Genomic DNA, 26,060 nt, shown 5'->3' with positions numbered 1-26,060 from the left:
TTTAAATCTACCAAAGCATGATATTTACCGATGCTCCGAGCGTCAAGGCCTGTAAGGTCTTATGATGCTCGAAGCGATCGGTTTCTTTTTTGGGGTTGGCTATGTATGATACGAATCGTGAGGGGATAAAAGTATAATCGAGAAATACCCGCACATTTAGATTAGGATGCAATATGTATGAGAAAGAGGAGTTTGTGCTATATCCTATATTAAACGCTTTATTCGTGTTTACGATCTCTTTCTCAATCGTTTCCGGTTTGCCTTCCTCCACGCCCAATGCTGATATTCGGGAGGCTGGGCTGTAATTACATCCGATTAGCAGTTTCGTGCCCAAGAGAAATCGATTGGTCACCGGATACGATAGGTAGGAGCCGATGTATCCGCCGATCATGTCGAGAGGATCGGATTTTAGGGCGTTCACTTGATAGGTCGTACCGGGAACTGTCGGATTCGCTAAGGGTTTCGTAAGGGATAAAGGCATGCTTGTCGCCGAGATGCGTCCGCCGAAGCCTATATAACGATTCATGAACCAAGCGCCTTCAAATCCGGCCGTACTTCCCGGCGATGCTTTTAATCGCACATCCGGAGCCAGATTAAACTTTGTCGGCATCAAGCTAAACCCCATATAGATTCCGAAAAAAGAGGGATTTCGCTGGTATTTGAATGTCTCGAATCCCAGATAGCTATGGGTGATACCTTTGTCCTTGAAGATCAGATCCGTTAGAAAATATCCGACCTCGGTCGATAAGATCCCGATTCCGGCACCAACCATTACATCCGATAGCCAGTGCTTGTTATTGAGCATACGGGATACGGCCGTGGCGGTCGCTACCGTATAGCCTCCTATACTATACCAAGGGCTACGGGTCGTCCCGTATTCTTTATGCAACATGGTGGCGGCCATAAATGCCATGGCCGTGTGCCCGGAAGGGAAAGAATGATTGTTCGAACCATCCGGACGGGTGACATTTGCCGTATGTTTCACCGTATTGATGGTTGCTCCCATGATACTGGCGGTGATGGCTTCGGATACGAGCATTCGGGACCAAGAGCTTCTTCCTTGTACACCGCCTATTTTTAAGCCAAGCATCGCTACGGCAGGTAGATATTGCAGGTAATCGTCGTAATGGTATCGGAAATTTGGAATATATGTATTGCGCAAACTCTGAAAATGATCGTCCTCATTTTTGATAATCAAACCGCTAACGATCAACGGTACCCCGATATAGGTCATTTGGAAAACATTGCTGGTAATTATCTTGTCGGTTTGTCTTTGGATTCTTCCCCAAGTAGATAAAGGCGCTAGACTGGAACTGTCGTTCCGGTGGGTAAAAGTGCTTGTTTGGGAAAAAGTCGTGCCCTGAAACATTGATATGCAACAAATACTATATAATATGGTTAATCTTGTTTTCACTAACTACTTATTCTTTTTGTTTCATGCAGCGAATATAATAGGATCGATTTATAGTATAACAAGAATTTATGTTATTTCTATGTTACATTTACGAGTTGGTTTCATATCTTTGTTTCCCAGATATATTAGAAACAGAATACATGAGATCTCATTTGCTAATAGGTGCCGCTTCGTCGGGAAGCGGGAAGACTACTTTTACCTTAGGATTGCTTCGTGCCTTGAGAAATCGTTCTTTACGGGTGCAGCCTTTTAAGTGTGGGCCGGATTATATAGATACTCGTCATCATAAAATGGCGGCTGGTTGCGCTTCCGTGAATTTGGATGGTTTCATGATGTCGGAAGGGCATATCAAGGATTTATATGCCCGGTATACCTCGAATGCGGATGTAGCCGTGACCGAAGGGGTGATGGGGCTGTTCGATGGCTACGATGCCATGCGAGGGAGTAGTGCGGAGATCTCCGGTTTATTGCGGATACCGATCGTATTGGTGGTGAACGCTAAAAGTACGGCTTATTCGGTAGCTCCCTTGCTTTATGGCTTCCGGAATTTTCGGAAAGATCTGAATGTCGTGGGGGCGGTATTTAATTTCGTGGCGTCGGAGAGTCATTATTCTTTCTTGAGACAAGCGTGTGAGGATGCGGGTGTGGAAGCGTTAGGCTATCTACCGAAGTGTGCGGATGTAGAGATCCCGAGCCGGCATTTGGGGTTGTCGTTGGATGAGGATTTTTGCTTTGAGGAGTTTGCGGACCGGGTTGCTTGCTTGGTGGAGGAGCATGTGGATATAGACCGCCTGTTGGCAATCACGGCTTTGCCAGAGCGACAGCCAGTTCCTCGGGTTAAGGAAGTCATGAGGACTGTTTCAAAGGCAAACTTAAATATAGCCATCGCCCGTGATCCCGCTTTTAATTTCTCATATGAGGAAAATATACATTTCTTATCTACTCTAGGCAAGATTACCTATTTCAGTCCATTGAGGGATGATTGTTTACCGGAGGCCGATTTTGTCTATTTGCCGGGTGGATATCCCGAGTTATATTTATCGGAGTTGAGCATGAATTCCGGGATGCGTGAATCGATTCATTCCTTTGTGGAAGTGGGGGGCAAGTTGCTGGCGGAATGTGGGGGGATGATGTATCTCTGTAAAGAGATTATCGGTACGGATGGGATTGCCTATCCAATGGCCGGTGTATTACCGCAATCCACCACGATGGAGAACATGAAGTTACGTTTAGGGTATCGGACTTTATGCTATAAGAATGATGTCCTACGAGGGCATGAGTTCCATTATTCCCGGATCGTGCCTATGGAAAGCCCGCTGCCTTCGGTAGCGAAAGCCTTTACGGCGAAAGGAGGTCAAACGGATACCCCGCTATATCGCTACAAGAACGTATTGGCGGGGTACACGCATTTATATTGGGGAGATCCCTGTCGGAACGATTGGTTTATTGATTTTCTGTATGGGGAAGCCCCAGATTGTTCTCGATAAACATTTTCAATATATTGATGGCGATCTGGTTGCTTCCTCCTTCGGGTATAATTAGGTCGGCATATCGTTTGCTAGGCTCTATAAATTGCAGGTGCATAGGCTTTAGTACCCGGGTATAGCGTTCCATTACCGCTTCCGCCGTGCGTCCTCTCTCGATCATATCCCGTTGGATCACACGGATAAGACGTTCGTCCGAATCTGTATCGACAAATACTTTCAAGTCCATCAAGTCTCGTAATTGAGGGTCGCATAAAGCGAGGATCCCTTCGATGATGACAACATCACGAGGCTCGATATGAATGGTCTCGGGCAATCGGCAGCAGGTAAGATAAGAATAAGTCGGCTGCTCGATGCATTTCCCCTCTTTCAGCAAGGTGACTTGCTCTGAGAGGAGCGGCCAATCAAATGCGTCGGGATGGTCGAAATTAATATATTGACGTTTCTCTACCGGCACATGGCTGTTATCTTTGTAATAAGAATCTTGAGGGAGTAATACGACCTCACCGGGAGGTAAACTTTCTATGATCTTTTTTACCACTGTAGTTTTCCCGGAACCAGTCCCGCCCGCTATACCTATAATTAGCATGATTTCTTATATTAATCCATATTTATGTTTATAAATGCAAAGGTAAGAAATATTTATAGTGGTAGTATTTCGCTGTTAATAGAAAAAACGAGATAAAAAGAGCTGAATTCTATGTTGTATAGCATGTTTATCTTAAATAAAGTTAATGAGTAGGCTTTTCTTGTTGGAAAATTATGCTGCATAACATAAAGTCTCTATATTTGCACTGTGTTTTTCATGGTATTAGATTTAAGGTTAACAATGAGATTGGCTGTCCGTGACGGATGGCCTTTTCTTTTATAGTAGGTCACCTCAACAATAATGATAGTTAGATGCGTTCCCCATTGTATTCATGATTTATTACTGTAGAACCTTCCTGTTGGATAAAGGTATTATCGGAAGTAGCTTGTACGCCTGTATCCAAAGATCTTTTCACGGATGTGAAATGATCTTTTCACAAGGGTGAAACGATCGTATCACGAGCGTGAAAAGATCTCTTCACATTCGTGAAAAGATCAGATCGTCCGGTGCTTGGCTATATTATCCACCGTTCTTATCCCGTGAGTGGGATTACTTGCGGCACAGATCTTCAATTGATTGTTACGATATCACGAGTCCATCCCCTTTATTTACTAAAGATGGGAATCAGATAGGTTAGTTTCGCGGATATTATTTGGCTGGAAGATTTAGAGAAAGTGTCTCCTTTACGGCTATTGAACATATCGCCCAGTGCATAGTAATAACGACCTTCCAACAGGAAAGAGCCTATTCCGGTGCGGAGCTCGATTCCCGGTCCGCCGCAAAGCCCCCAATCGAACTTCTTTTGGACTTCCATTGTATGTTGTTCGTCCGGACGGTTCGCGTTCGGGTTCTCGCCATTAAGGTTCGACTCCGTGCTTTCGCTCAGCGCATAACCGATTTTAGGCCCTAGATTGACGAATACACGCACTCGCTTGCTTCCGAAATGGATGTGAGTCAAGAACGGAAGCTCCATATAGTTTACCGTACGGCTATATTTATATTGAGGTTTCTCCTCAAACTTCTCTTCCCATCCATGTTGGGTAAAGTTCAATTCCGCCTGTATGCCTAAATTGGGTTCCGTATTCCAACGTATCGTCGCTCCCCCGTTAAACCCAAGTTTCATCTTCGTAGGGACTTTTGGGGCAAAACTTACGCTAGAGAAATTTAATCCGAAGGACGCTCCAACCGCAAGCTCTTGCTTAAAAGTACTTTTCTGCGCATAGCAAATCGATAAGCTTGCCATGCACAGAAATATCGCTACAAATATCTTTTTCGTCATCATATCAATTATCTTACCTCACTGCGGGTTACCGTATAATCATTCTTGTAATGTACAATAAACAAGTTCGTATTGATAAAACCGCCCCAATTATTCACTCTATGGAAATCGAATCCGGTCTGGATGCTCTTATAATGGATCTTGTCTAAATTATTCTCGAAGTTCGAGCCATATTTATTGATGGCGCCTAGGAAATACATACCCGTGTCAAAGCCTAGGATTCCATATTTCGGGAATGTGTTGATTAAATTCTTGCTATACCAGTTTTTATAATCGGAATAAAAGCTATGGACTTCCGGAGATAAGTTGTCCGCATAGAAATTACTATAGATATAGGTGTTCAATGCGTAGAAGTCCTCCAGACACTCTCTTGTATAGGTCTGCCATTCCGGATAACCGAATAGGTTGACCATATAAGGCTCTTTCTCCTCCTCTTTTAACTCGGAAAGCATACGGAGCGGTGCCTTGATCTTATTCACCGCATCTAAGGAGGCGGAGGTTGGCAATACCACATTCCGCTTGTCCCTTACCATGGCTGCCTCTATATCCGTGGCGAAAGTATCCCCTTTATAAGTTACTTCCTTGAACGGGATATCGCGTTGCTGCATCTCCGTCTTGAAGGCTTTGATAAATTCCGGCTTTTCTTCTTTATCCTTTATATTGACAAGTATGATATTGTAATCCGAGAATAAATCGCATCCGGCTTGTGCCGCCTTGGAGTATAAATAGGAATGAGGTGTGTTTACTTGATAAACATTCGCGTTTGACAAGACATCATCATTCTTGGAGGTGAAAGGGATCACGTATTTGATATTATGCTTTTGGGCAAAATCAGCGATCAATCCGATTTGGTCGTTCTGTACGGCGCCAATGATCAAATTAGCGTTTGATAACGCATCTTCTTTCAATATCTCCTTGACTTTCTTCGTACCGTTTCCAGTATCATATACCGATAGCTCGATAGAGGTTCCCATATTTCGCAAGCTGTCGACCGCCAATAGCAATCCCTCGTAATATTCCACGAAACGGGAGGTCGCGGATGATTGCGTTGTCTCGTTCGTCATGAACGGCAACAATAAGGCGACTTGGATACGGTTCACCTTCTTTATATCTTTAGGAGTAGAGAGGAGGGCGTTCACCTCACGCTCTTCCGGCTGTCTTATGTTTTGGGTGATCACTTCTTCACTGGCTACCGGTATCTTGATAACCATGCCCGCTTTTACTCCGTTTTTCAGCTCGGGGTTGAGTCTTAAAAGCTCCGCGCTGGAAATATCGAACTTCCGGCAGATACGGTACATGGTCTCTTTTTTCTGTATGGTATATTCCATTTCCTTCTGTACGGTCTTTTTTTCCGTAGTAGGCAAGGTTTCCAGTCGTGTCGGCGGGATCCGGATATTCTTGCCAATCGTAAAGGTCGATGTGGAGAGACCCGGATTGGCGGCGATAATATCCGTGGCGGGCACTGAATATTTAATGGATAAAGAGTACAAGGTCTCTTTCGGCTGGATCGTATGGTATGTATAGTTATCTGCTTTGCCGGAAGGTGCGATAGCGGAGTCCTTCTGCGGGATTCTTAACGTAGAACCGGCCTTGATCCCTTCTTTACTTTCCGGATTCAACCGATAAATATCCTCTACGCTTACGCCATACATGGTCGCTATGGCGTATACGGTTTGTCCGCGTTCGATGGTATGATAAAATATATCGCTCCCTTGTTCGTTAGTAAAAATAACTTGCTTATTATTCTTTTGGGAATAAACGGTTACGCTCGATAAACTTAAAAAGAACGTCAATGCGTATATACTAATCTTGTTCATTTGCTGTTCGGAGTATTTTGTGACAAAGATAGTGAATTTTGCTTATCATGCTACGTATGTCCTTTTATTTCCCTAATTTTGGAACCGTAATTTTTAGACTATATATGCTAAAGAAGGAATTAAGAAAGATACTGTTATCGCTAAGTTTTGTGTTTGTAGCGGCTGTCTCGTGTGCCCAGTATGTGGTGACGGGAGGAAGTGGTAGCCCGATGAAAGCCACGCAGAGTTCCGGCGATTCCGCCGAGCGACTTGAGGTCTACTTGGTGTATGGAATGGATAACGTGACGATTAGTTATACCTCATCATCTTCTTCTTCGCATCAATGGTATCGTTATAAAACCAAGCGATTGGAGGCCGAGAAGGTGGCCTCCACCCAAAATGGAACTACTTCCACCATTCGGAATGTAGAGGAGGGATATGGCTATTTTGTCGAGGAAGGAGCCGTATCTCGTTACGTCTGGATCGTTGATTACAGCAAATACACCTTAAACATATCCAACCTGCATGTCTCCGATAATAGCGATCCATGTAGCGGATTGGTCTTGGCTGGGACAGGTACGATCCAACCTATTTATTATTATTGGCCGAATACGGGAACAAGACGTGAACTGTCTCGCCAATTTGATGTTATTTATAATACATTGGAATATAATTCGGATAAAAAAGAATATACCTCTAAACAAGAGACGGCGGTCATCGAGGGCAATTTGTTCGGTAAATCCATTCCCGCTCCTTGGTGTGATACGGAGATCTGTGTGAAAGGCGATTATTTCGCTCGTCATTTTGGAAAGGAGGTTACGCTTTGTATCGATGAATATCAGGCCGCTGCGGTAGATGCTCATATAGACACGTTGCTGATTGAGCAAGAGGCCCCGAATATGAATACGACGAAGAGCGGTTATTGCGCTCCCGCCACTGTTCAATTTTCGGCTATCGCGAATACGCCGACAGCCGCCCTGTTTAATTGGAAAATCTATCGGCAAGGGGAAGAAGATAATCCGGTTGTTCGTTTTACGGGTGAGGAGGTGGATTATACGTTCAACCAATCCGGGACTTTTATCATCAAGTTGGAAGTAAGCGACCAAAGCACTACTTGCAGCACGGAAGATGAGGTTCAGATTGATATCTCGGAGTCTTATCTGATGATACCGAACGCATTCTCCCCGGGTACCACGCCCGGAATTAATGATGAGTTCCGGGTTGCCTATAAGTCGTTGGTGAAATTTAAGGCATGGATATTTAATCGCTGGGGCCTACAGATGTATTACTGGACAGATCCGGCCCAAGGATGGGATGGAAAGAAGGGCGGTAAATACGTTCAGCCGGGTGTGTATTTTTATGTGATAGAAGCCGAAGGTTCCGATGGCATTAAGTACAAGGAAAAAGGCGATATAAACATTCTTAGACCTAAAACAATTCAAGATGAAAATGAGAATATCCAAGAATAATTTAGCTAGTTTTTTATGTGGAGGCGTCGTTTGCTTGACCGCATGTATCTCGATGAGTTCGAATGACGTGGAAAAAGTGATAGAGAGCCGTCCGGTTGTCTCGTCCATGACCCTGTCTCCGGATGTTCCGTCCTCGGTTCCTTTTTGTGGGAAACTAATCGATATTACCCGCTATGATATGCGGGAAGCCTATGACCGTGAATTGAGTAGCTTTACTTATTTCCATTCTACGACGATGCTTCTGATCAAGCGGGCGAACCGTTATTTCCCGGTGATCGAGCCGATCTTGAAGGCGAACGGCATTCCCGATGATTTCAAATATCTAGCGGTGATAGAAAGCCATTTGGACCCCCGTGTATCCTCTCCGGCTCGTGCTGTCGGGATGTGGCAATTACTGGAGGGCACGGCAAGGGAGTATGGTTTGACAATCACCCCGACGGTCGACGAGCGTTGCCATGTGGAGAAAGCTACTGGGGCCGCTTGCCGCTATTTGAAAGCCGCCTATAAGAAATATGGAGATTGGGCGGCGGTAGCCGCTTCTTATAATGGCGGCATGGGACGTATATCCGGTGAGCTGGTCAAACAAGATGCGGATTCCTCCTTTGATCTCTGGCTGGTGGAGGAGACTACCCGTTATATTTATCGAATCATGGCGATCAAGCAAATTTTCGAGAATCCGTCGAAATACGGTTTTGTGCTTCGTGCCCGTGACCTGTATAAGCCGATCCCTACCGTAGACGTGGCTGTAAGCCAAGATATACAGAATCTGTCGGCTTTCGCTAAAGAGCATGGGATCACTTATGCGGACTTGAAACGTTTTAATCCTTGGCTCCGTGATCGGAAGTTGGTGACAGGTGGGAAGACCTATAAATTAAGCATTCCTCAAGAAAAGGATATGTATTATAAGACCCCGAATACGGAAGTATACGATTCGGCTTGGGTCGTGTCGGAGAATTGATCCGATTTTTATTGATACAAAAAATAAAGTGTTTCATTTAGATGGTATAACTGCCCATCGTAATGAAACACTTTTTCTATACTATTTCTCGTTTAAACTGATTCAGTCTATTAGTCAACGATCGTCACACGGTGCCCGTTGAACACGTTCAATCCGAGTTTATTCATTACATACTTAATAGCAAGCTGTGCCTTTACAGAGTTACCAGCTTGGTCAATAGGAGGAGCGAATGCGGAAATACCGAATTGTCCGGGAAGTACACCCATGACGCCACCGCCTACGCCAGTTTTTGCGGGAATACCGGAAGTGTACAACCAATCACCGGTGTGTTCATAAAAACCTACGGTAGAGATCATGGAAGTGATCTTCGGAGATAACTCTGCATCGAATACTTGTTTCTTTGTCACAGGATTAAGACCTAAATTTGCGACCGTAGCGGCAGCGACAGATAGTTGCTTAGCCGTGATACCCAAAGAACATTGACGGGTATACAGATCCAAAGACATATCCGGATCGTCATAAATGCGATTGTAATTCTTTAGCAACCAAGCGATGGAGCGGTTATTGAAGTTCGTTGCGGACTCGGATTTATAGAGTTCGTCGATCAACTGCGGTGCGCTTCCGCACAAATCCGTGATATTGGCTACGATAGCATCCCACTTCTGTTTGGAATCACCGACAGGCTTCACCATACTACAAGCCGTGATAGCGCCGGCATTTACCAATGGGGTAGAAGGATGGTCGTTTTCCAATAAGATAGCGATGATGGAGTTAAATGGCAATCCGGTAGCGTCGGCACCAATCTTCTCCAATAATTCTTTCGCTCCGTATTGGCGCAGTACCAAGATAGCGGTGTGTACTTTCGATACGGATTCAATACCGAAACGATATTCGGAATCTCCCACCTCGATGGTTTGTCCGTTTAAAAGACAAATACTGATTCCGAATAGATTTTTATTGATATTCGCCAGATAAGGAATGTAATCGGCATTCTTACCATCCGTATTTGTCTTGTAAAGATCGTAAGCCTGTTGAGCTACTTCCTTTATTTGGGCGATCGTTATTTTTTTGTCCATATATGAATTGGATTAAAGAAGGCGTGTATGAAAACACTGATAGTCCTTTCATGCACGCCTTGATGAATTTTGTTTTTATTTCTTAGCGTTGCTCATTGCGGTGTGAGTAAATACCTTACCCTTAACCGGAACGTTCTTGTCTTGAGCGATGCGAGTAGGAGTCGGATATTCAAGTTTCTCCAATGCAGCTACAGCGTTCTTGATATCACCTAATAACATATCGGCCATATCACGGCTGAAACCTTGACGAACTACGACACGCATAACCACGTAGTTATCCAGCTTCTTCGGTAGTGTATACGCTGGAACCATCCAACCGCTTTGTTGCAATTTATCTTGCAAATCGTAAAGTGTCCATTTGGCGTTCTTAGCGTAATCCGGTTTCATGTACCAAATAAACAATGGATTCACAACCTCGTTGCTGTAATTAACGAATGGGGCCATCTTACCGATTTCTTGGTGGATGTATTTCGTGATTTCCATACTGTTATATTGGATTTGTTTGTAGCCCTCGAATCCGAGACGGATAAACTGATAGTATTGTCCGAGGATTTGTGCGGCAGGACGAGAGAAGTTCAAACCAACCTGAGTGATATTCGCTCCAAGATAGTTTACGCTGAATGCCATTTCTTCCGGCAAATATTTCTTGTCTTTCCAAACAACCCAACCCAATCCCGGGTAAACCAATCCGAATTTATGTCCGGATGTGCTGATAGAAAGAACCCATTTCAAACGGAAGTCCCATTTTGTCTCCGGGCTTAAGAACGGAAGGATAAAACCACCGCTGGCGGCATCTACGTGGATAGGTATATCATAACCGGTCTTGGCATTGTATGCGTCGAGCGCTTTGTCCAAGGCTTCTACGTCATCGTTCAGTCCTGTCCATGTTACACCTTGGATAGGAACGATACAAATCGTGTTCTCGTCACACATCTTAAGCGCTTCTTCCGGATCAAGTGTCGTCTTGTCTAAAGTCAAGGGAACTTCACGCATTTCGATTTGCCATAGCTGGGCGAATTTCTCCCATACGACTTGGAAGCCAGTAGAGATCACGAAATTAGGCTTGTCAGTTGGTTTACCTTGTGCTTGTCTCTTTTTGCGCCAACGTAACCAAGCGGCTACACCACCTAGCATACAAGCCTCTGAAGAACCGATAGCCAAGGCTCCGGTTTTCCATTTTTCTTGCTCGGGAGAATTCCAAAGACTCGCCATGATATTAATACATTTGGCGTTCATAACAGCGATTCTCGGATACTCTGTTTCGTCAATATAGTTGATGTTGATAGCTTCGTTCATCAATTTTGTCGCGTACTCGTCCATATACGTAGTAACGAATGTAGCTAGGTTCAAGCGAGGCTGTGTTTGTGCGAAAGTCTCGTCTTTAACCATTTGATAAGCGATCTCCGGGGTTGTAGGGCCATCAGGAATCTTATCTACTGGAGAGGGTGTCAACATCACTTCTGAGCCAAAAATCGCTGTTTTGGCATCGCCATTTCTGAAATTTGAGTCTTTCATTTTTCTTTAGTTTTTTTGTTAATAAAATGATTTGAGTCAATGGAATACTGCTTCCACTGAGCGTTTATGCCAAAACAGATTATGGATTGGAATGTTTTTTGGATTTACATTATTTGGGGTTTATTAGCGATACAAGTCCAGTCCTCTTGGAAAGAGCGAAAATAATGAACTTTCACATAAAATGTTTGTTTTGATTAGATAAAAACGTAAAACTAAATCTTTATGAGAATACAGACAGGCCGGGGCACAATTCCCCTTATAACTCTGGTAGGGATATGGTCTATCTCCGCTTTAAATGCATTACCGGGTTTAGCGGTTTCTCCGATATTAGGGAAACTTTCCGTTATTTTTCCTCATTCTACGGAACTGGATATTCAGATGCTTTCCTCTTTGCCATCGTTATTGATAATTCCATTTATTATATTGTCGGGTAAATTAACGGAGAAAGTAAATGAGATACGTCTATTGCAATTAGGCTTAGTGATCTTTGCCCTAAGTGGTATTCTATACTTACTCTCTAATAAGATGTGGCAGTTGATAGCGGTGAGCGCCTTAATGGGAATCGGATCTGGCTTGATCGTACCCTTATCGACCGGTTTGATTTCTCGTTTCTTTATCGGGAAATACCGGACGAAGCAATTTGGTTTAAGTTCTGCTATTACAAATGTAACGTTGGTATTAGCCACGATCTTAACGGGATATCTGGCGGAGGTGAATTGGCATTTACCGTTTGCCGTTTATCTATTGCCCTTGATTTCCATCGTACTTTCCGTATACTTGAAAAGGAGTATGGAGAATGAGCCGGCGATCGTATCGAAATCAGAAGTGAAAGCCCCTGTTGCGGCAGATCCCGTCACGGTTCCGGGTAAATATGGTGTGGATATAAAGCATCTGGTACAAATCATGTGTTTTTATGGATTGGCTACGTATTTAGTGATTATAGTCAGCTTTAACTTACCGTTTTTAATGAAGGAATATAAGTTTACAAGCGGTAATTCCGGATTAATGATTTCATTGTTTTTCTTGGCTATTATGGCTCCCGGTTTTATCTTGAATCAGATCGTTGATTTATTTAAGCAAAAGACAAAATTTGTCAGTCTATTGGCGATCGCTTTAGGGATGGCCTTGATTTTGATATCTCGTACGGAATGGCTAATTGGATTGGGATGTATTTTTATCGGTTTTGGATATGGTGTTATCCAGCCAATCGCTTATGATAAAACGACTCGTACGGCCATTCCTGAGAAAGTTACATTGGCATTAGCTTTCGTGATGGCGATGAATTATTTGGCGATATTACTTTGTCCGTTTATTATCGATTTCTTCCAGTCTATACTCCATGTCAAGAGCCAGCAATTCGCGTTTATTTTTAACCTCTGTATTGCGCTGGTCGCTACGATCTGGGCTTATGTAAAACGAGACTCGTTCCTTTTCAACGATAAAATTTGATTTACGAATATAAAACTAAAAAATGATAGACAGTGAAAAATAAGAAAACAGAAGCTAATATTAGCATGGTGGTCTCAAAAACTTTCAGTGGATTGAATATGAACGCCTTGAAATACTTGCTTCCCTTATGGATGAGCCCGTTGACGGGCGCTTCTTTCCGATGCGTGTTTGCGGCCGTGGCGTTTTGGGTGATCGGCTGGTTTATGAAACCGGAGGTTTCTACGACGAAAGATAAGGTGTGGCTATTCTTACTAGGCGCTATCGGTATCTATGGTTTTATGTTTCTTTATTTAGTGGGGCTTAGCAAGACAACGCCGGTCTCGAGTTCTATTTTCACGAGCTTGCAACCGATCTGGGTATTTTTGATTATGGTATTCTTTTATAAGGAAAAGGCTACTTGGATGAAAATACTCGGTATCTTGATTGGTTTATCTGGGGCCTTGGTTTGCATCTTGACCCAGCAAAGCGACGATTTAGCGGCGGACGCTTTTAATGGAAATATGCTATGTCTGGCTAGCTCCGTGTTTTATGCCGTGTATCTGGTATTAAGCCAGCGGATCTTACAAAAAGTAGGGACGATGACGATGCTTCGATATACATTCACGGGCGCCGCTTTTTCCAGTCTATTGATTTTGCCGATAGAGGGCTTTCATGCTCCTTTATTCTCGGAGCCATTTCATTGGTGGCCTTTTGCCGTATTGATGTTTGTGCTTATTTTCCCTACGGTAATTAGTTATCTGTTGATTCCTATCGGATTGAAGTATTTGAAAACTACGTTGGTGGCTATTTATGGCTATCTGATCTTGATCGTGGCAACGATTACATCCCTATTGATCGGGCAAGACCGTTTCAGTTGGACACAGACGTTCGCCATTATCTGTATTTGCGCCGGGGTTTATCTGGTTGAGATAGCGGAAGGAAAAGAGAAAAAGACAGTCAAGGTTTGACTTATTAAATATGAACTATTAAATTGTAGCGTTATGGATAAAAAACAAGAAAAGAAAATCTGGAACTCTCAACTTGCGATTGAGAATCCGAAGAATGATAGGATCGCTGTTATTTACTCTGTAAAAGTTAGTAGTGTACGAATCCTAGAGAAACCTCGTAATCCGAAAAGAGGGAAGACCCGTTGACAATCATCATCCCCTATTCTATATATAAATATATGAATAGGGGATGACTGTCTATTTATTCTCCACTTCCATGCTCATGATATAATCGTTCATGAAATAGCCGTTTCCTATATGATGGTCCCGTGTGCCTATTTCCCGTAATCCCATATGTCTGTAGAAGCCTATGGCGGGATTGTAACGGTTTACGTATAATTCTATAGTGAAAGGCCCGGTATGTACCTCCTTCAAATAATTAATACCTTGTTCGATGATAAAACGCCCGATTCCCGTGCCATGCATTTCCGGTAGGGAATAGATCTTTTGAAAATTGTACGTGTTTTCACCTGTTTTCTCTATGGATAAATAGCCTGCCGGCATATCGTCCACCAATATAATAAAATATTGATGATGTAACTCTTCCATTTGTTTAAGAATGTTATCCGGAGCGTACATCATATCGAACATATAATCCAATTGCTCTTTAGAAAGTATCTTTCCATACGTGTTCTCCCAAATGCGTGAGGCAAGATCATGAATAAGAGAACGATCATCAATAGTCGCTTTTCTAATCGTAAACATGTTAATTTTGTATTTTGACTCACAAAGATACAAATAGACGAACAAAAATACAATATAGACGAATGTAAATAGAATTTTACTTGACTAGTGTTATTTTTTAGCTTGATTTCACACTTATTTTGATGTTAATCCGCGAAAAATAATAACTTTGTGGGCGTTTACTATTGAAAAATACAATTCAAATACATAATAGGAAATGGATACAAAGATTCAGGAACTAACAGACAAGATCTACAAGGAAGGTGTAGAGAAGGGGAACGAAGAAGCGGGGCGTATAATCGCCGAGGCCAATGCTCAAAAGGATACGATTCTTAAAGATGCGGAAGCGGAAGCGAAACGTATCGTAGCGGCTGCTGAGAAACAAGCTGCCGAGTTGAAGAAGAATACGGAAGCCGAATTGAAATTGTTCGCCACCCAGTCTGTCGAGGCATTAAAGAGCGAGGTGACAAACCTTATCACTGGTGATATCGCTAGTTCGAATGTGAAAGCGGCGTTGATGGATCCCGCCTATATGCAGAAAGTGATCCTTGAGCTTGTGAAAAGCTGGCCCGCTAATGAGTTCTTGACTATCCAAGCTTCTGATTCCGATGGCTTGAAGGCGTATTTTGAGGCCAATGCCAAAGGCTTGCTAGAGAAAGGGTATAAGATCGAGAAGGTAAGCGGAAAGAAAGCGTCTTTCTCTATTATCCCGGCGGATGGGTCTTATAAAGTGACGTTTGGCGAAGACGAGTTCATCGAGTTCTTTAAAGAGTTCTTGCGTCCGCAATTAGTAGAAATGCTGTTCTGATATGAGTAAGTATTACTACTTAATCTCCGGACTTCCTAACATAGCGTTGGATGATAGTAAACTAGCCTATTCGGTCTGTGAGTTCCGGACGGAAATAGAGGATATGCTATCTTCTAAGGATAAAAAGCTGATTGATTTATTTTATTTGAAATATGATAATATAAATCTGCTGGCTCACGCTAAAAGACCGGACTCCGATCCGGATCAAAGAGGAAGAATAACGTATGATGAGTTCAATACTTTATATAAAGCGTTGAAGGATGAGGAAAAAATTCCCAAAAATGATAATCTCCCGCCTTATTTCGTGGACTTTTTTAAACTGTATCTAGCCGAAGAGGCTAAGGACACCAAAAGTGAGAAAGAATATATATCATGGGAAGACCGCTTGGCTGCGTTATATTATGAATATGCCATGAAATGTGGGAATAAGTTCGTGGCCGATTGGTTCGAGCTTAACTTGAATATCAACAATGTTCTTACTGCGATCACTTGCCGTAAATATGGATTTGATAAGGCCAATTATATCGTGGGGCATAATGAGATAGCAGAAAATATCCGTACGTCGAACGCCCGTGATTTCGGCTTGGGCGATTCCGTGGAATATTTGCCCGAGTTACAACGCATCGCCGAAGAGACCGATCTGATCGTTCGTGAGAAGAAAATCGATCTTTTGAAATGGAAATGGCTGGACGATAATACCTTCTTCAAGACGTTCGACATAGAGAGTGTATTCGCTTATTTATTGAAATTGGAGATGATAGAGCGCTGGGTAACCTTGGATAAGGCGAGAGGCGAGAAGACTTTCCGTGAATTGGTAGGCGCCATGAAGATGGGTAGTGAGAATGCGTTGGAAGAATTTAAAAGAAACAATATAAAATAAATTATGGCTACGAAAGGAATTGTAAAAGGAATCGTATCCAACCTAGTAACCGTAGAGGTGGATGGTCCGGTTTCTCAGAATGAGATCTGTTACATTTCTGTCGGAGGCGTGAAGCTGATGTCGGAAGTAATCAAGGTGATAGGTAAGAATGCCTTTGTACAAGTATTTGAGAGCACACGTGGTATGCGTGTCGGTGACGAGGCTGAATTCCAAGGGCATATGTTGGAAGTTACGCTGGGTCCGGGTATGTTGTCCCGCAACTATGACGGTTTGCAGAATGACTTGGATAAGATGGAAGGTGTATTCTTGAAACGTGGCGATTATACGTTTGCGTTGGACAATGATAAGAAGTGGGATTTCAAGCCTCTGGCTAAAGCGGGCGATACCGTGAGCGCCGGTGATTGGCTGGGAGAGGTGGACGAGAATTTCCAACCTCATAAGATTATGGTCCCCTTTAAGTTCGAGGGATCTTATACTGTGAAATCGGTGGTTCCAGCCGGACAATATACCATCAATGATACGATGGCTGTCCTTACGGACGAAAATGGCACGGACGTAAACGTGACGATGATCCAGAAATGGCCGGTAAAGAAAGCCATCACTTGTTATAAGGAAAAGCCCCGTCCATTCAAATTGCTGGAGACGGGCGTTCGTACGATCGATACCGTGAACCCGATCGTTGAGGGTGGTACCGGATTTATCCCCGGTCCGTTCGGTACGGGCAAGACGGTGCTTCAGCACGCTATCTCTAAACAAGCGGAAGCGGATATCGTGATTATCGCCGCCTGCGGTGAGCGTGCGAATGAAGTAGTGGAGGTCTTTACGGAGTTTCCGGAATTGGTAGACCCGCATACGGGACGTAAATTGATGGAACGTACGATCATTATCGCCAATACATCCAACATGCCGGTAGCCGCTCGTGAGGCATCCGTATATACGGCGATGACCATCGCCGAGTATTATCGCAGCATGGGCTTGAAGGTTCTGTTGATGGCCGACTCTACTTCCCGCTGGGCACAGGCTTTGCGTGAGATGTCCAACCGTTTGGAGGAGTTGCCCGGACCGGATGCCTTCCCGATGGACTTGTCCGCTATCGTGGCGAACTTCTACGCTCGTGCGGGATTCGTCCATTTGAAAAACAACGCTACAGGTTCCGTCACTTTCATCGGTACGGTATCGCCGGCCGGTGGTAACTTGAAGGAGCCGGTGACCGAGAATACGAAGAAGGTGGCCCGTTGTTTCTATGCCTTGGAGCAGGAGCGTGCCGACCGTAAACGTTATCCGGCCGTAAACCCGATCGAGAGTTATTCCAAGTATATCGAGTATCCGGAGTTTCAGGAATACATCGCTAAACATATCTCCCCGGAATGGATCGAGAAAGTAAACGAGATCAAGACCCGTATGTTGCGTGGTAAGGAGATCTCCGAGCAAATCAATATCTTGGGTGATGATGGTGTGCCTGTCGAGTATCACGTTACATTCTGGAAGTCCGAGTTGATCGACTTCGTGATCTTGCAACAGGATGCTTTCGATGCCATCGATGCGGTTACTCCGTTGCAACGTCAGGAATTTATGCTGGATAGAGTCGTAAATGTTTGCCGTTCAGAGTTTAAGTTTGATAACTTCCTTGAGGTTATGGACTACTTTAAGAAGATGATCAACATCTTTAAGCAGATGAACTATTCGGAATATGAGAGTGACCAATTCAAGAAGTTTAATACGGAACTGGATGAACTTTTGAAGGAGAGAATCGAAAATTAAAAGAGTTATGGCAACAAAAGCATTTCAAAAAATATATACGAAGATTACCCAGATCACAAAAGCTACCTGTTCGCTGAAAGCAACGGGAGTTGGGTATGATGAGTTGGCCTCTGTAGACGGAAAGCTGGCTCAGGTGGTAAAGATTATCGGCGACGAGGTGACGTTGCAGGTATTCTCCGGAACGGAAGGTATCCGTACGAATGCCGAGGTGGTATTCATGGGGAAGGCCCCTTCCTTGAAAGTAGGTGACCAGTTAGCCGGACGTTTCTTCAACGCTTATGGCGAGCCTATCGATGGCGGTCCGATCCCCGAGGGACGTGAGGTCGAGATCGGTGGTCCGTCCGTGAACCCGGTACGTCGTAAACAACCCTCTGAATTAATCGCTACGGGTATCGCCGGTATCGACTTGAATAATACCTTGGTAACCGGTCAGAAGATCCCGTTCTTCGCCGACCCCGACCAGCCTTTTAACCAAGTTATGGCGATGGTAGCCTTGCGTGCAAAGTCCGATAAGATTATCTTGGGAGGTATGGGTATGACGAACGACGACTACCTGTTCTTTAAGAATACATTTAGTAACGCCGGTGCCCTAGACCGTATCGTTAGTTTTATCAACACGACCGAGGACCCGTCCGTAGAGCGTATCTTGATCCCGGATATGGCGTTGAGCGCCGCTGAGTATTTCGCCGTGGAGAAGAACGAGAAGGTCTTGGTATTGCTTACCGATATGACCAACTACGCCGATGCCTTGGCGATCGTATCAAACCGTATGGACCAGATCCCGTCTAAGGACTCTATGCCGGGTTCCTTGTATTCGGATTTGGCGAAGATTTACGAGAAAGCCGTTCAATTCCCGGCGGGAGGTTCCATCACGATTATCGCCGTAACGACCTTATCCGGTGGTGATATCACGCATGCCGTACCTGATAATACGGGTTATATCACGGAAGGTCAGTTGTATTTGCGTCGTGATAGCGATGTGGGTAAGGTAATCGTCGATCCGTTCCGAAGCTTGTCTCGTTTGAAACAGCTGGTAACCGGAAAGAAGACCCGTGAGGATCATCCACAGGTAATGAACGCCGCCGTACGTTTGTATGCCGATGCCGCCAACGCTAAGACCAAGCTGGAGAACGGTTTCGACTTGACCGACTACGACAACCGTACCTTGTCTTTCGCCAAGGATTATTCTTCTAAGCTGTTGGCTATCGACGTAAACTTGGATACGACGGAGATGCTGGACGTAGCTTGGGGATTGTTCGCTAGATATTTCAGCCCGGAGGAGGTAAATATCAAACAAGGATTGGTTGATAAGTACTGGAAGTAAATTAAATAAACATGGCAATAAAGTTTCAATATAATAAAACCTCTCTTCAGCAATTGGAAAAGCAACTGAAGATGCGTGAACGCTCCCTGCCTACGATCAAGAGCAAGGAGAGCGCCCTGCGTATCGAGGTGAAGCGGACCAAGGACGAAGTGAATAAATTGGAACTTCAGCTAGAACGAGAGATTCAGAGTTACGAGAATATGGTGGCTTTGTGGAACGAGTTCAATCCGGAGCTGATCTCCGTGAAGGACGTTACGCTCTCCACGAAGAAGATCGCCGGCGTGATCGTCCCGTTATTGGACGAGATTAAGTTCGAGATCGGACACTATAGTCTCTTTAATGCCCCCGCATGGTATACGGATGGTATCGAGTTGCTGAAAAAGCTGGCTCGTACCGGTATCGAGGCGGAGTTCTCGGGCATGAAGCTGGAGTTGTTGGAGCATGCTAGGAAAAAGACCACTCAGAAGGTGAACCTGTTTGAGAAGGTACAGATTCCGGGTTATAAGGATGCGATCCGTAAGGTGAAACGGTTTATGGAAGACGAGGAGAGTCTTTCTAAGTCCTCACAGAAGATCATGAGAGCCAATCAGGAGAAACGTAAGGCAAAAGAAGAAAAAGAGGAGGCCGAGGTATGATAGTAAAGATGAGTAAATATGCCTTTATGGTGTACCATAAGGAGTATGATACGTTCCTTTCTACGCTTCGTGACTTAGGTGTCGTCCATATCAAGGAGACAAACTCCGTGATGGATAACGAGAGGTTGCAAGAGCTTCTGGCTGAGCGTAAACAGATCAATACGCTGATGCGTTACTTTAAGAACCTCCATGCGGCGGAGAAAGACGTTAAGTTTGCCCCGGCCCGTGAGTTGACGAAAGAGGAAGGCTTGAAGTTGGTGCGTAAGATAGAGGAATTGCAAGATAAGAAAGCGCAATTGATCGCTTCCAAGCAATCGATCGAGAAGGATCTGGCTTATATGGAAATATGGGGTGAGTTCAGTTATCAGAATATCAACCGTCTGAAAAGAGCGGGATACGATGTTACGTTCTTTACCTGTCCTACCGCTAAGTACGAGCCGGAATGGGGCGTGCTGTATAACGCCATTCTGATCAATAACTTCCAATCGGTGACGTATTTTATCACGATTACCAAGGAAGGTACCTTGATCGATATAGACGCTGAACGTCCGAAGATGCCGGTTCAAGGATTGGCGAAGTTGCGTGCCCGTCTGGATCAACGTACCAAGGATATCCAGAATGTGGAGGATGAGCTAAAACATCGTGCCGTGGAGGATTATAAGACGTTGGAGGAATTCGATAAGAACCTGCAGGACGAGTTTAATCTTTCTAATGCGTTAGTGCAGACAGACCGGCAAGCGGGTGATAAGCTCATGCTGTTGGAAGGTTGGGTGCCGACGGAAAACGCTCCGGCCTTGGAGCACGAGCTGGATAAGCAAGGTTATTTCTTCCAGCAATTAGAGATCGAGGATGGGGATAAGGTGCCTATCAAGTTACGGAATAATAAATTCAGTAAGCTGTACGAGCCTATCACGAAGATGTTCTCCTTGCCTAATTACGGTGAACTTGATCCGACCCCGTTGTTCGCCCCGTTCTTTATGCTGTTCTTCGGACTTTGTTTCGGCGATGGCGGATACGGTTTGCTGGTCATGATCGCTTGTACGATCTTGAAGAAGAAGGTGAACCCGGATTTCAAGCCTTATTTGACCTTGTTCCAGTATTTAGGTTTCGCCGCCTTATTGGTGGGTACTTGTACGGGATCTTTCTTCGGAGTGGCCTTGGCGGATATCCCGGCTTTGTCAAAGATCAAGAACTACTTTGTGAATAGCGACAACTTGATGACATTCTCTATTGTCATCGGTTTGGTACAGATCATATTCGGTAAATGTGTCGCTGCTTACAAGATCAAGATACAGAAAGGAACGAAACACAGTATCGCTCCGTTCGCTTGGGTGTTCGTGATCATATCCTTGGCATTGGCGTTCGGACTTCCGATGTTAAACGTTCACTTGCCGAACGCTGTCGTTATGGTATGTTACGGAATCGCCATCTTGGGTCTGGTTGTCGCTTATCTGTACAATACACCGGGCAAGAACGTATTCTTGAACTTTGGTACCGGACTTTGGAACACGTACAATATGGCCTCCGGATTGCTGGGTGATACGTTATCATACATTCGTTTGTTCGCTATCGGTCTGACCGGTTCCATCTTGGGTGGCGTATTTAATACGTTGGCGGTTACGATGACAGACGGTATGAATATCGTGGCACGTGCGATTTGTATGTTGTTGATCTTGTTAGTGGGTCACTCCATCAATATCGCTCTTTGTACGATCAGCTCCTTGGTACACCCGCTTCGTTTGATCTTCGTGGAATATTACAAGAACGCAGAGTTCGAAGGTGGAGGTAAGGCTTATGAGCCATTCAGAAAAGCATAACAATTAAACGAGAAAATAAAACAATAAAAGAATAATTTAAAAACACATTTTATTATGGAACCAATTTTATTAGCTTATGTAGGTATTGCGTTGATGACAGGTTTAACTTTTATCGGCAGTAGTTATGGTGTTACGATCGCAGGTAATGCGGTGGTAGGTGCGATGAAGAAAAATCCGGATGCTCTGGGTACGTACATCGCTTTAAGTGCGTTGCCTTCTTCACAGGGTTTGTATGGATTCGTGGGCTACTTTATGATGCAGAAGTTCTTGGTCGCTGATATTTCCATGTTGGCCGCTACGGCTGTTTTCGGCGCTGGTTTAGTGTTAGGTTTCGCTGGTTTTTACTCTTCAATCCGCCAAGCTCAAGTTTGTGCGAATGGTATCGCTGGTGTTGGTGCCGGACACAACGTATTCGGTGCTACGATGGTAATGGCCGTATTCCCTGAGTTATACGCTATCTTGGCCTTATTGGTTGTGATCTTGATTGGCGGAACGATTCCTGTCGCCTAATCATTCAAACATCTGGATATAATAAAGGCCGTCCCGGACATTCCCGGGGCGGCTTTTTTGATTGGATCAATGAATAAACTATCTCTTTTAGTTTATTAACTATACGAATTAGTTTGGCAACTAAAAGTTTTAGTTACTTTGTCGCAAACAAGATAAGGTTATGAAACGACTTACGGCGAAAGAAGAAGAAATCATGGGCTGGTTCTGGCAGAAAGGCCCATTGTTCGTGAAGGAGCTACTTGAATATTACGAGGAGCCTAAACCTCATTTCAATACCCTTTCTACGATTGTCCGAGGCTTGGAGGAGAAAGGTTTCCTCGCCCATAAAAATTTCGGGAATAGCTATCAATATTATGCGGTCTTAACAGAAAAGGAGTATAGCAACGGTACGTTGAAAAATGTGATCGCTAAGTATTTCAATAATTCTTATCTGGGGGTTGTCTCTACGCTGATCAAGGAAGAGGATATCTCTGTGGATGATCTGCGAAAACTAATAGATGATGTAGAACAAGGGAATCGTAAATAAGAACGAATATGGGAATCTTCTTTGTATATATCCTTAAATCATCCGTGTGCTTGACGATATTTTATCTGTTTTATAAGCTATTGTTGAGCCGTGATACCTTCCATCGTTTCAACCGGATCGCTTTATTAAGCTTGATCATGCTTTCGGTTATCATCCCATTTTGTGAGATTACTTTGGAGGAAGCGACGGCCATTCAGCGTCCGGTCATGGATTTGGAGAATTTGCTAGCGGCGGTTTCCATGAGAACGTCGGCAGAATCCGCTAGCCAACCTGTATGGTTACGAGTTATGGTGATAGCCTATATAATTGGAGGGATATTAACGCTTTGTCAATTCGCATATTCATTTTATGCCTTGTTTCGGTTGATGAGACAAGGTACACCGAAGCTGGTGGACGGAATCCATCTGATTCTTACGGACCAACCAGTCGTCCCGTTCAGTTGGATGCGAACGATCGTAATAAGCCGGAAGGATTTTGAGGAAAGTGGGATAGAGATCATGACGCATGAGATGGCGCATATAAAAGCCCGTCATTCCATTGATCTGCTGATCTCCGAGATTTGTATCCTGTTCCATTGGTTCAACCCATCTGTCTGGTTGTTGAGACAGGAATTGCAAAATATCCATGAATACGAGGCCGACGAGAGCGTATTAAATCAAGGCGTCGACGCAAAAAGATATCAATTATTATTAATCAAAAAAGCTGTTGGTGCACAGCGCTTCACTTCTATGGCCAACAGCTTTAATCACAGTTCACTTAAAAAGCGAATAGCTATGATGTTAAAACAAAAATCAAGTCCATGGGCACGGTTGAAGTATCTGTATGTACTCCCGTTGGCAGCCTTAACGGTGGTAGCCTTTGCCCGTCCGGAAATCTCTCACGAATTGGAGAAGATTTCGAGTGTCAAAATTAGCGAAATTATTCCGGTTCAGGAAAAAAAAGAGCCTAAAAGAAATGTAGAGGTTGAGACCCTCGCGAGGGATTCGGTCGTTTCTGAAAAAGATATGCAAGCGATACAGGAAAAGGTCTCGGCCGTGATGGAGAAATACCAGCCGGAGATTGACAAGGCGGTCGAAGAGGCTGTGAAAGCGGCGAATATCGACGAGATCGTTTCTGCGGAAATGGCGAAACACCAAGTTGAGATCGACAAGGCTGTGCAAGCGGCGATAGAGGCAGCCAAGATAGATGAGACTATTGCCGCCGAAATGGAGAAGATCCAACCGGAGATCAACCGAACCATAGAGGAGGCCATGAAAGCCATAGATATCAATGAGAAGGCTGTTAAGGAGGCATCAAAGGTAAAATCCTCTTTCTCCGGTATTGTTTACATCGATGGAGTGGAATCATCTAAAGAGAGGATGGACAATTTGAATCCCGATCATATTGCGTCTATGAATGTGTACAAAGGAAACGAGGCGATCGCTAAATTTGGAGAGAAAGGTCGTAATGGTGTTATCGAGATAAAATTGAAGAAATAACTTTAGTCTTCCCCCTTTACTATTCTCATTCGTGAGATAGGGTAAAGGGGATCTCTTTTTAAATACATTTGTTCATTCATTTACAAAACAGTATTTAAAATAGGGATATGGATGAGAAAGGATTTGTAGAAGGTATGAGGGAGTATATAGCCCAGTTGAATCGAGAAAAGCGATATTCCTCGGCTAAGAGTTATCAAGACGCATTAAACTCCTTTATAAGGTATAGCGGAACCGACTGTATAGCTTACTCGGCTATTAATAAGGATAATCTTCGCCGGTACGAGGCTTATTTATTGGAGAACGGCTGTATGCGCAATACGATTTCCACTTATATGCGGCGTTTGCGTTGTATCTATAACAAAGCGGTGGAGAACGGTAAGGCGGAATTTATTCCCACTTTATTCAAGGGGATTTTTACGGGTGTGGAAAGTAAGCGTAAGAAGTCCTTGCCTATCGAGGATTTACACCGTTTGATGACAGTCCCGGTGGAGGATGGGAAGCAGAGAAAGACACAGTTGGCGCTTTGCTTGATGTTTCTGTTTGGGGGTATGTCTTTCGTTGACTTTGCCCACTTGAAGACCGGTAATATCAAAAACGGTATATTAGATTACAACCGTCAGAAGACCGGGACACCGATGAGACTGGAGATCTTGGAGACAGCCGAGACAATGTATAAGGAATTGTCAGGAGAGAAAGTGCGAGATTCCGGATATTTATTTCCCTTTCTGAGTGGCACCAGAGAGGGGCGTGAGGAATACCTCGAATACAATGCGGCACTATTTCGATTTAACCGGAATTTAAAAGCGTTGAAAGAATTTGCGGGAATTACCTCGGATGTCACCTCTTATACGATTCGCCATTCTTTTGCCATGACATTAAAAGAACAAAATGTCCCGATTGAAATGATCAGCGAACTATTGGGGCATAAATCTATCAAGACAACACAAATTTATTTAAGGAGTTTCTCTTTAGGGAAAATGACGGAGGTTAATAGCGCCTGCTTTGGCGGTGTCTATAATTATGAATCTCAAGCGGGGTGAGGCTACTTGGAGAGTAGCGTATTCTTTCACGGCGCAAATGTAATAAAAAATAGCTAAAAACAAGCGAATAGATCCGCTTGTTTGTTCATTATTGGTGTTTGACCCTCTCTATTCTTTGATTTTTCCATTTTTTCCTAGACGTATAGACACGGTGATGCGGGCGAAACGACTCCTTGTTTTCGGTATCATTCCGCCATGTCTCATAACCTGTGTGTATCCCTGTAGAGATGGGGCGTGCCCCGTCTCATCCCTTCAAAATGGTATTTAAAATTACTCCCAGACGGTGGGAGACGGGGCATGCCCCGTCTCTACAACCGGGTAATAACCATTCTCCTACCTTTTTACGCTACTCTCCAAGTAGCCTAAGATTTCGAGAGATGGTAATTTTCAGTAATGCCATATTTGAAAATATAAAACGCTGTTTATCAAGATTATATAAATGATTCTTGGTAGGGCTCTGAATTGCCGTGGGGTCTGTTTTCGGGCCACGGGATAACCACTGGAAAAGATAATCATAGAGATGGATATATTGACAGGCAAGTGCTCGGATAGGTTCATGGCGCATGTTCTGAAGCGACGTGA

24 protein-coding genes are annotated in these 26,060 nt (G+C 44.0%); 16 read left to right on the top strand and 8 right to left on the bottom strand.

The genetic code is table 11. The features are described from left to right. Nucleotides 1-7: 7 nt before the first annotated feature. Nucleotides 8-1,234 carry a phosphatase PAP2 family protein gene (locus DWX84_RS06200; RefSeq protein ID WP_229036829.1) on the bottom strand — a complete coding sequence of 409 codons (1,227 nt, stop codon included), beginning with the start codon at nt 1,232-1,234 and terminating at the stop codon, nt 8-10. 320 nt (nt 1,235-1,554) lie between these two features. On the opposite strand from DWX84_RS06200, the gene DWX84_RS06195 reads away from it, so the two are divergent. Then, a complete protein-coding gene (locus DWX84_RS06195) occupies nt 1,555-2,901 on the top strand; it encodes a cobyrinate a,c-diamide synthase (protein WP_121961372.1) in 1,347 nt (448 codons plus the stop codon). Here DWX84_RS06195 and udk read toward each other — a convergent pair. The 3 genes from udk to DWX84_RS06180 form a co-directional block, all read right to left on the bottom strand. Next, the gene (gene udk / locus DWX84_RS06190) at nt 2,858-3,487 is read right to left on the bottom strand and encodes a uridine kinase (protein WP_005857397.1); all 630 of its coding nucleotides are present in this window, start codon (nt 3,485-3,487) and stop codon (nt 2,858-2,860) included. The genes DWX84_RS06195 and udk overlap by 44 nt on opposite strands. 604 nt (nt 3,488-4,091) lie before the next feature. Beyond that, nucleotides 4,092-4,766, bottom strand: a complete 675-nt coding sequence (locus tag DWX84_RS06185) for a porin family protein (RefSeq protein WP_048928426.1) — start codon at nt 4,764-4,766, stop codon at nt 4,092-4,094. 8 nt (nt 4,767-4,774) lie between these two features. Next, nucleotides 4,775-6,583 (bottom strand): LysM peptidoglycan-binding domain-containing protein, encoded by a 1,809-nt coding sequence (locus DWX84_RS06180; RefSeq protein WP_121961373.1) that lies wholly within the window; start codon nt 6,581-6,583, stop codon nt 4,775-4,777. 104 nt (nt 6,584-6,687) lie between these two features. On the opposite strand from DWX84_RS06180, the gene DWX84_RS06175 reads away from it, so the two are divergent. Both DWX84_RS06175 and DWX84_RS06170 read left to right on the top strand, forming a co-directional pair. After that, nucleotides 6,688-8,031 (top strand): gliding motility-associated C-terminal domain-containing protein, encoded by a 1,344-nt coding sequence (locus DWX84_RS06175; protein ID WP_005857391.1) that lies wholly within the window; start codon nt 6,688-6,690, stop codon nt 8,029-8,031. Then, entirely contained in the window at nt 8,006-8,989 is a 984-nt protein-coding gene (locus DWX84_RS06170) for a lytic transglycosylase domain-containing protein (protein WP_005857389.1), read from the top strand. The genes DWX84_RS06175 and DWX84_RS06170 overlap by 26 nt, the downstream gene beginning before the upstream one ends. Before the next feature lie 110 nt (nt 8,990-9,099). Here the strand turns inward: DWX84_RS06170 and glsA are convergent, their stop codons facing one another. Then, nucleotides 9,100-10,065 carry a glutaminase A gene (gene glsA, locus DWX84_RS06165; RefSeq protein WP_005857387.1) on the bottom strand — a complete coding sequence of 322 codons (966 nt, stop codon included), beginning with the start codon at nt 10,063-10,065 and terminating at the stop codon, nt 9,100-9,102. Between the two features lie 75 nt (nt 10,066-10,140). After that, nucleotides 10,141-11,580 (bottom strand): glutamate decarboxylase, encoded by a 1,440-nt coding sequence (locus DWX84_RS06160; RefSeq protein ID WP_022191960.1) that lies wholly within the window; start codon nt 11,578-11,580, stop codon nt 10,141-10,143. Between the two features lie 222 nt (nt 11,581-11,802). Between DWX84_RS06160 and DWX84_RS06155 the strand changes: the two genes are divergently transcribed. The 3 genes from DWX84_RS06155 to DWX84_RS21610 are packed head-to-tail and all read left to right on the top strand — an operon-like array spanning nt 11,803 to nt 14,162. Then, entirely contained in the window at nt 11,803-13,029 is a 1,227-nt protein-coding gene (locus tag DWX84_RS06155) for an MFS transporter (protein WP_005857383.1), read from the top strand. Nucleotides 13,030-13,061: 32 nt separating this feature from the next. Further along, complete coding sequence (locus tag DWX84_RS06150; RefSeq protein ID WP_005857381.1) at nt 13,062-13,976, top strand: DMT family transporter; 915 nt, start codon at nt 13,062-13,064, stop codon at nt 13,974-13,976. A 33-nt stretch (nt 13,977-14,009) separates the two neighbouring features. Continuing rightward, entirely contained in the window at nt 14,010-14,162 is a 153-nt protein-coding gene (locus DWX84_RS21610; RefSeq protein WP_005857379.1) for a hypothetical protein, read from the top strand. Nucleotides 14,163-14,213: 51 nt separating this feature from the next. Here DWX84_RS21610 and DWX84_RS06145 read toward each other — a convergent pair whose 3' ends face one another. Next, entirely contained in the window at nt 14,214-14,720 is a 507-nt protein-coding gene (locus DWX84_RS06145; RefSeq protein WP_048928430.1) for a GNAT family N-acetyltransferase, read from the bottom strand. Between the two features lie 196 nt (nt 14,721-14,916). On the opposite strand from DWX84_RS06145, the gene DWX84_RS06140 reads away from it, so the two are divergent. The 10 genes from DWX84_RS06140 (at nt 14,917) to DWX84_RS06095 (ending at nt 25,478) form a co-directional block, all read left to right on the top strand. Then, a complete protein-coding gene (locus DWX84_RS06140; RefSeq protein WP_005857375.1) occupies nt 14,917-15,507 on the top strand; it encodes a hypothetical protein in 591 nt (196 codons plus the stop codon). Nucleotide 15,508: 1 nt separating this feature from the next. Beyond that, a complete protein-coding gene (locus DWX84_RS06135) occupies nt 15,509-16,387 on the top strand; it encodes a DUF2764 domain-containing protein (RefSeq protein ID WP_005862767.1) in 879 nt (292 codons plus the stop codon). 3 nt (nt 16,388-16,390) lie between these two features. Next, nucleotides 16,391-18,148, top strand: a complete 1,758-nt coding sequence (locus DWX84_RS06130) for a V-type ATP synthase subunit A (RefSeq protein ID WP_008772320.1) — start codon at nt 16,391-16,393, stop codon at nt 18,146-18,148. A 7-nt stretch (nt 18,149-18,155) separates the two neighbouring features. Then, nucleotides 18,156-19,472 (top strand): V-type ATP synthase subunit B, encoded by a 1,317-nt coding sequence (locus DWX84_RS06125; protein ID WP_005857368.1) that lies wholly within the window; start codon nt 18,156-18,158, stop codon nt 19,470-19,472. An 11-nt stretch (nt 19,473-19,483) separates the two neighbouring features. Beyond that, a complete protein-coding gene (locus tag DWX84_RS06120; protein ID WP_005857366.1) occupies nt 19,484-20,107 on the top strand; it encodes a V-type ATP synthase subunit D in 624 nt (207 codons plus the stop codon). After that, nucleotides 20,104-21,924, top strand: coding sequence for a V-type ATP synthase subunit I (locus DWX84_RS06115; protein WP_005857364.1), 1,821 nt, complete (start codon nt 20,104-20,106; stop codon nt 21,922-21,924). Before DWX84_RS06120 ends, DWX84_RS06115 begins: the two co-directional genes overlap by 4 nt. 54 nt (nt 21,925-21,978) lie before the next feature. Then, the gene (locus tag DWX84_RS06110; RefSeq protein ID WP_005857362.1) at nt 21,979-22,434 is read left to right on the top strand and encodes a hypothetical protein; all 456 of its coding nucleotides are present in this window, start codon (nt 21,979-21,981) and stop codon (nt 22,432-22,434) included. 160 nt (nt 22,435-22,594) lie between these two features. Beyond that, nucleotides 22,595-22,960 (top strand): BlaI/MecI/CopY family transcriptional regulator, encoded by a 366-nt coding sequence (locus DWX84_RS06105; protein WP_005857360.1) that lies wholly within the window; start codon nt 22,595-22,597, stop codon nt 22,958-22,960. Nucleotides 22,961-22,968: 8 nt separating this feature from the next. After that, entirely contained in the window at nt 22,969-24,438 is a 1,470-nt protein-coding gene (locus DWX84_RS06100) for a M56 family metallopeptidase (protein ID WP_005862761.1), read from the top strand. Nucleotides 24,439-24,545: 107 nt separating this feature from the next. Next, entirely contained in the window at nt 24,546-25,478 is a 933-nt protein-coding gene (locus DWX84_RS06095) for a site-specific integrase (RefSeq protein ID WP_005857356.1), read from the top strand. 346 nt (nt 25,479-25,824) lie between these two features. Here DWX84_RS06095 and DWX84_RS21810 read toward each other — a convergent pair. After that, a partial coding sequence (locus DWX84_RS21810; protein WP_233573916.1) for a hypothetical protein occupies nt 25,825-26,060 on the bottom strand: 236 nt, incomplete at its 5' end.

It is taken from the genome of Parabacteroides sp. AF21-43 (assembly GCF_003635435.1).
GTDB classification, from domain to species: Bacteria; Bacteroidota; Bacteroidia; order Bacteroidales; family Tannerellaceae; genus Parabacteroides; species Parabacteroides distasonis.
This window is presented reverse-complemented; position numbering and strand designations above follow the sequence as displayed.

Bases quoted from the DNA above. Each gene is read 5' to 3' on its own strand.
- DWX84_RS06195 (WP_121961372.1), top strand. From the start codon at position 1,555: ATGAGATCTCATTTGCTAATAGGTGCCGCTTCGTCGGGAAGCGGGAAG.
- DWX84_RS06180 (WP_121961373.1), bottom strand. From the start codon at position 6,583: ATGAACAAGATTAGTATATACGCATTGACGTTCTTTTTAAGTTTATCG.
- DWX84_RS21610 (WP_005857379.1), top strand. From the start codon at position 14,010: ATGGATAAAAAACAAGAAAAGAAAATCTGGAACTCTCAACTTGCGATT.
- DWX84_RS06100 (WP_005862761.1), top strand. From the start codon at position 22,969: ATGGGAATCTTCTTTGTATATATCCTTAAATCATCCGTGTGCTTGACG.
- DWX84_RS06120 (WP_005857366.1), top strand. From the start codon at position 19,484: ATGGCAATAAAGTTTCAATATAATAAAACCTCTCTTCAGCAATTGGAA.
- DWX84_RS06125 (WP_005857368.1), top strand. From the start codon at position 18,156: ATGGCAACAAAAGCATTTCAAAAAATATATACGAAGATTACCCAGATC.
- DWX84_RS06160 (WP_022191960.1), bottom strand. From the start codon at position 11,580: ATGAAAGACTCAAATTTCAGAAATGGCGATGCCAAAACAGCGATTTTT.
- DWX84_RS06200 (WP_229036829.1), bottom strand. From the start codon at position 1,234: ATGACCTATATCGGGGTACCGTTGATCGTTAGCGGTTTGATTATCAAA.
- DWX84_RS06170 (WP_005857389.1), top strand. From the start codon at position 8,006: ATGAAAATGAGAATATCCAAGAATAATTTAGCTAGTTTTTTATGTGGA.
- DWX84_RS06185 (WP_048928426.1), bottom strand. From the start codon at position 4,766: ATGACGAAAAAGATATTTGTAGCGATATTTCTGTGCATGGCAAGCTTA.
- DWX84_RS06140 (WP_005857375.1), top strand. From the start codon at position 14,917: ATGGATACAAAGATTCAGGAACTAACAGACAAGATCTACAAGGAAGGT.
- glsA (WP_005857387.1), bottom strand. From the start codon at position 10,065: ATGGACAAAAAAATAACGATCGCCCAAATAAAGGAAGTAGCTCAACAG.
- DWX84_RS06115 (WP_005857364.1), top strand. From the start codon at position 20,104: ATGATAGTAAAGATGAGTAAATATGCCTTTATGGTGTACCATAAGGAG.
- DWX84_RS06105 (WP_005857360.1), top strand. From the start codon at position 22,595: ATGAAACGACTTACGGCGAAAGAAGAAGAAATCATGGGCTGGTTCTGG.
- DWX84_RS06130 (WP_008772320.1), top strand. From the start codon at position 16,391: ATGGCTACGAAAGGAATTGTAAAAGGAATCGTATCCAACCTAGTAACC.
- DWX84_RS06095 (WP_005857356.1), top strand. From the start codon at position 24,546: ATGGATGAGAAAGGATTTGTAGAAGGTATGAGGGAGTATATAGCCCAG.
- DWX84_RS06175 (WP_005857391.1), top strand. From the start codon at position 6,688: ATGCTAAAGAAGGAATTAAGAAAGATACTGTTATCGCTAAGTTTTGTG.
- DWX84_RS06145 (WP_048928430.1), bottom strand. From the start codon at position 14,720: ATGTTTACGATTAGAAAAGCGACTATTGATGATCGTTCTCTTATTCAT.
- DWX84_RS06110 (WP_005857362.1), top strand. From the start codon at position 21,979: ATGGAACCAATTTTATTAGCTTATGTAGGTATTGCGTTGATGACAGGT.
- udk (WP_005857397.1), bottom strand. From the start codon at position 3,487: ATGCTAATTATAGGTATAGCGGGCGGGACTGGTTCCGGGAAAACTACA.
- DWX84_RS06135 (WP_005862767.1), top strand. From the start codon at position 15,509: ATGAGTAAGTATTACTACTTAATCTCCGGACTTCCTAACATAGCGTTG.
- DWX84_RS06155 (WP_005857383.1), top strand. From the start codon at position 11,803: ATGAGAATACAGACAGGCCGGGGCACAATTCCCCTTATAACTCTGGTA.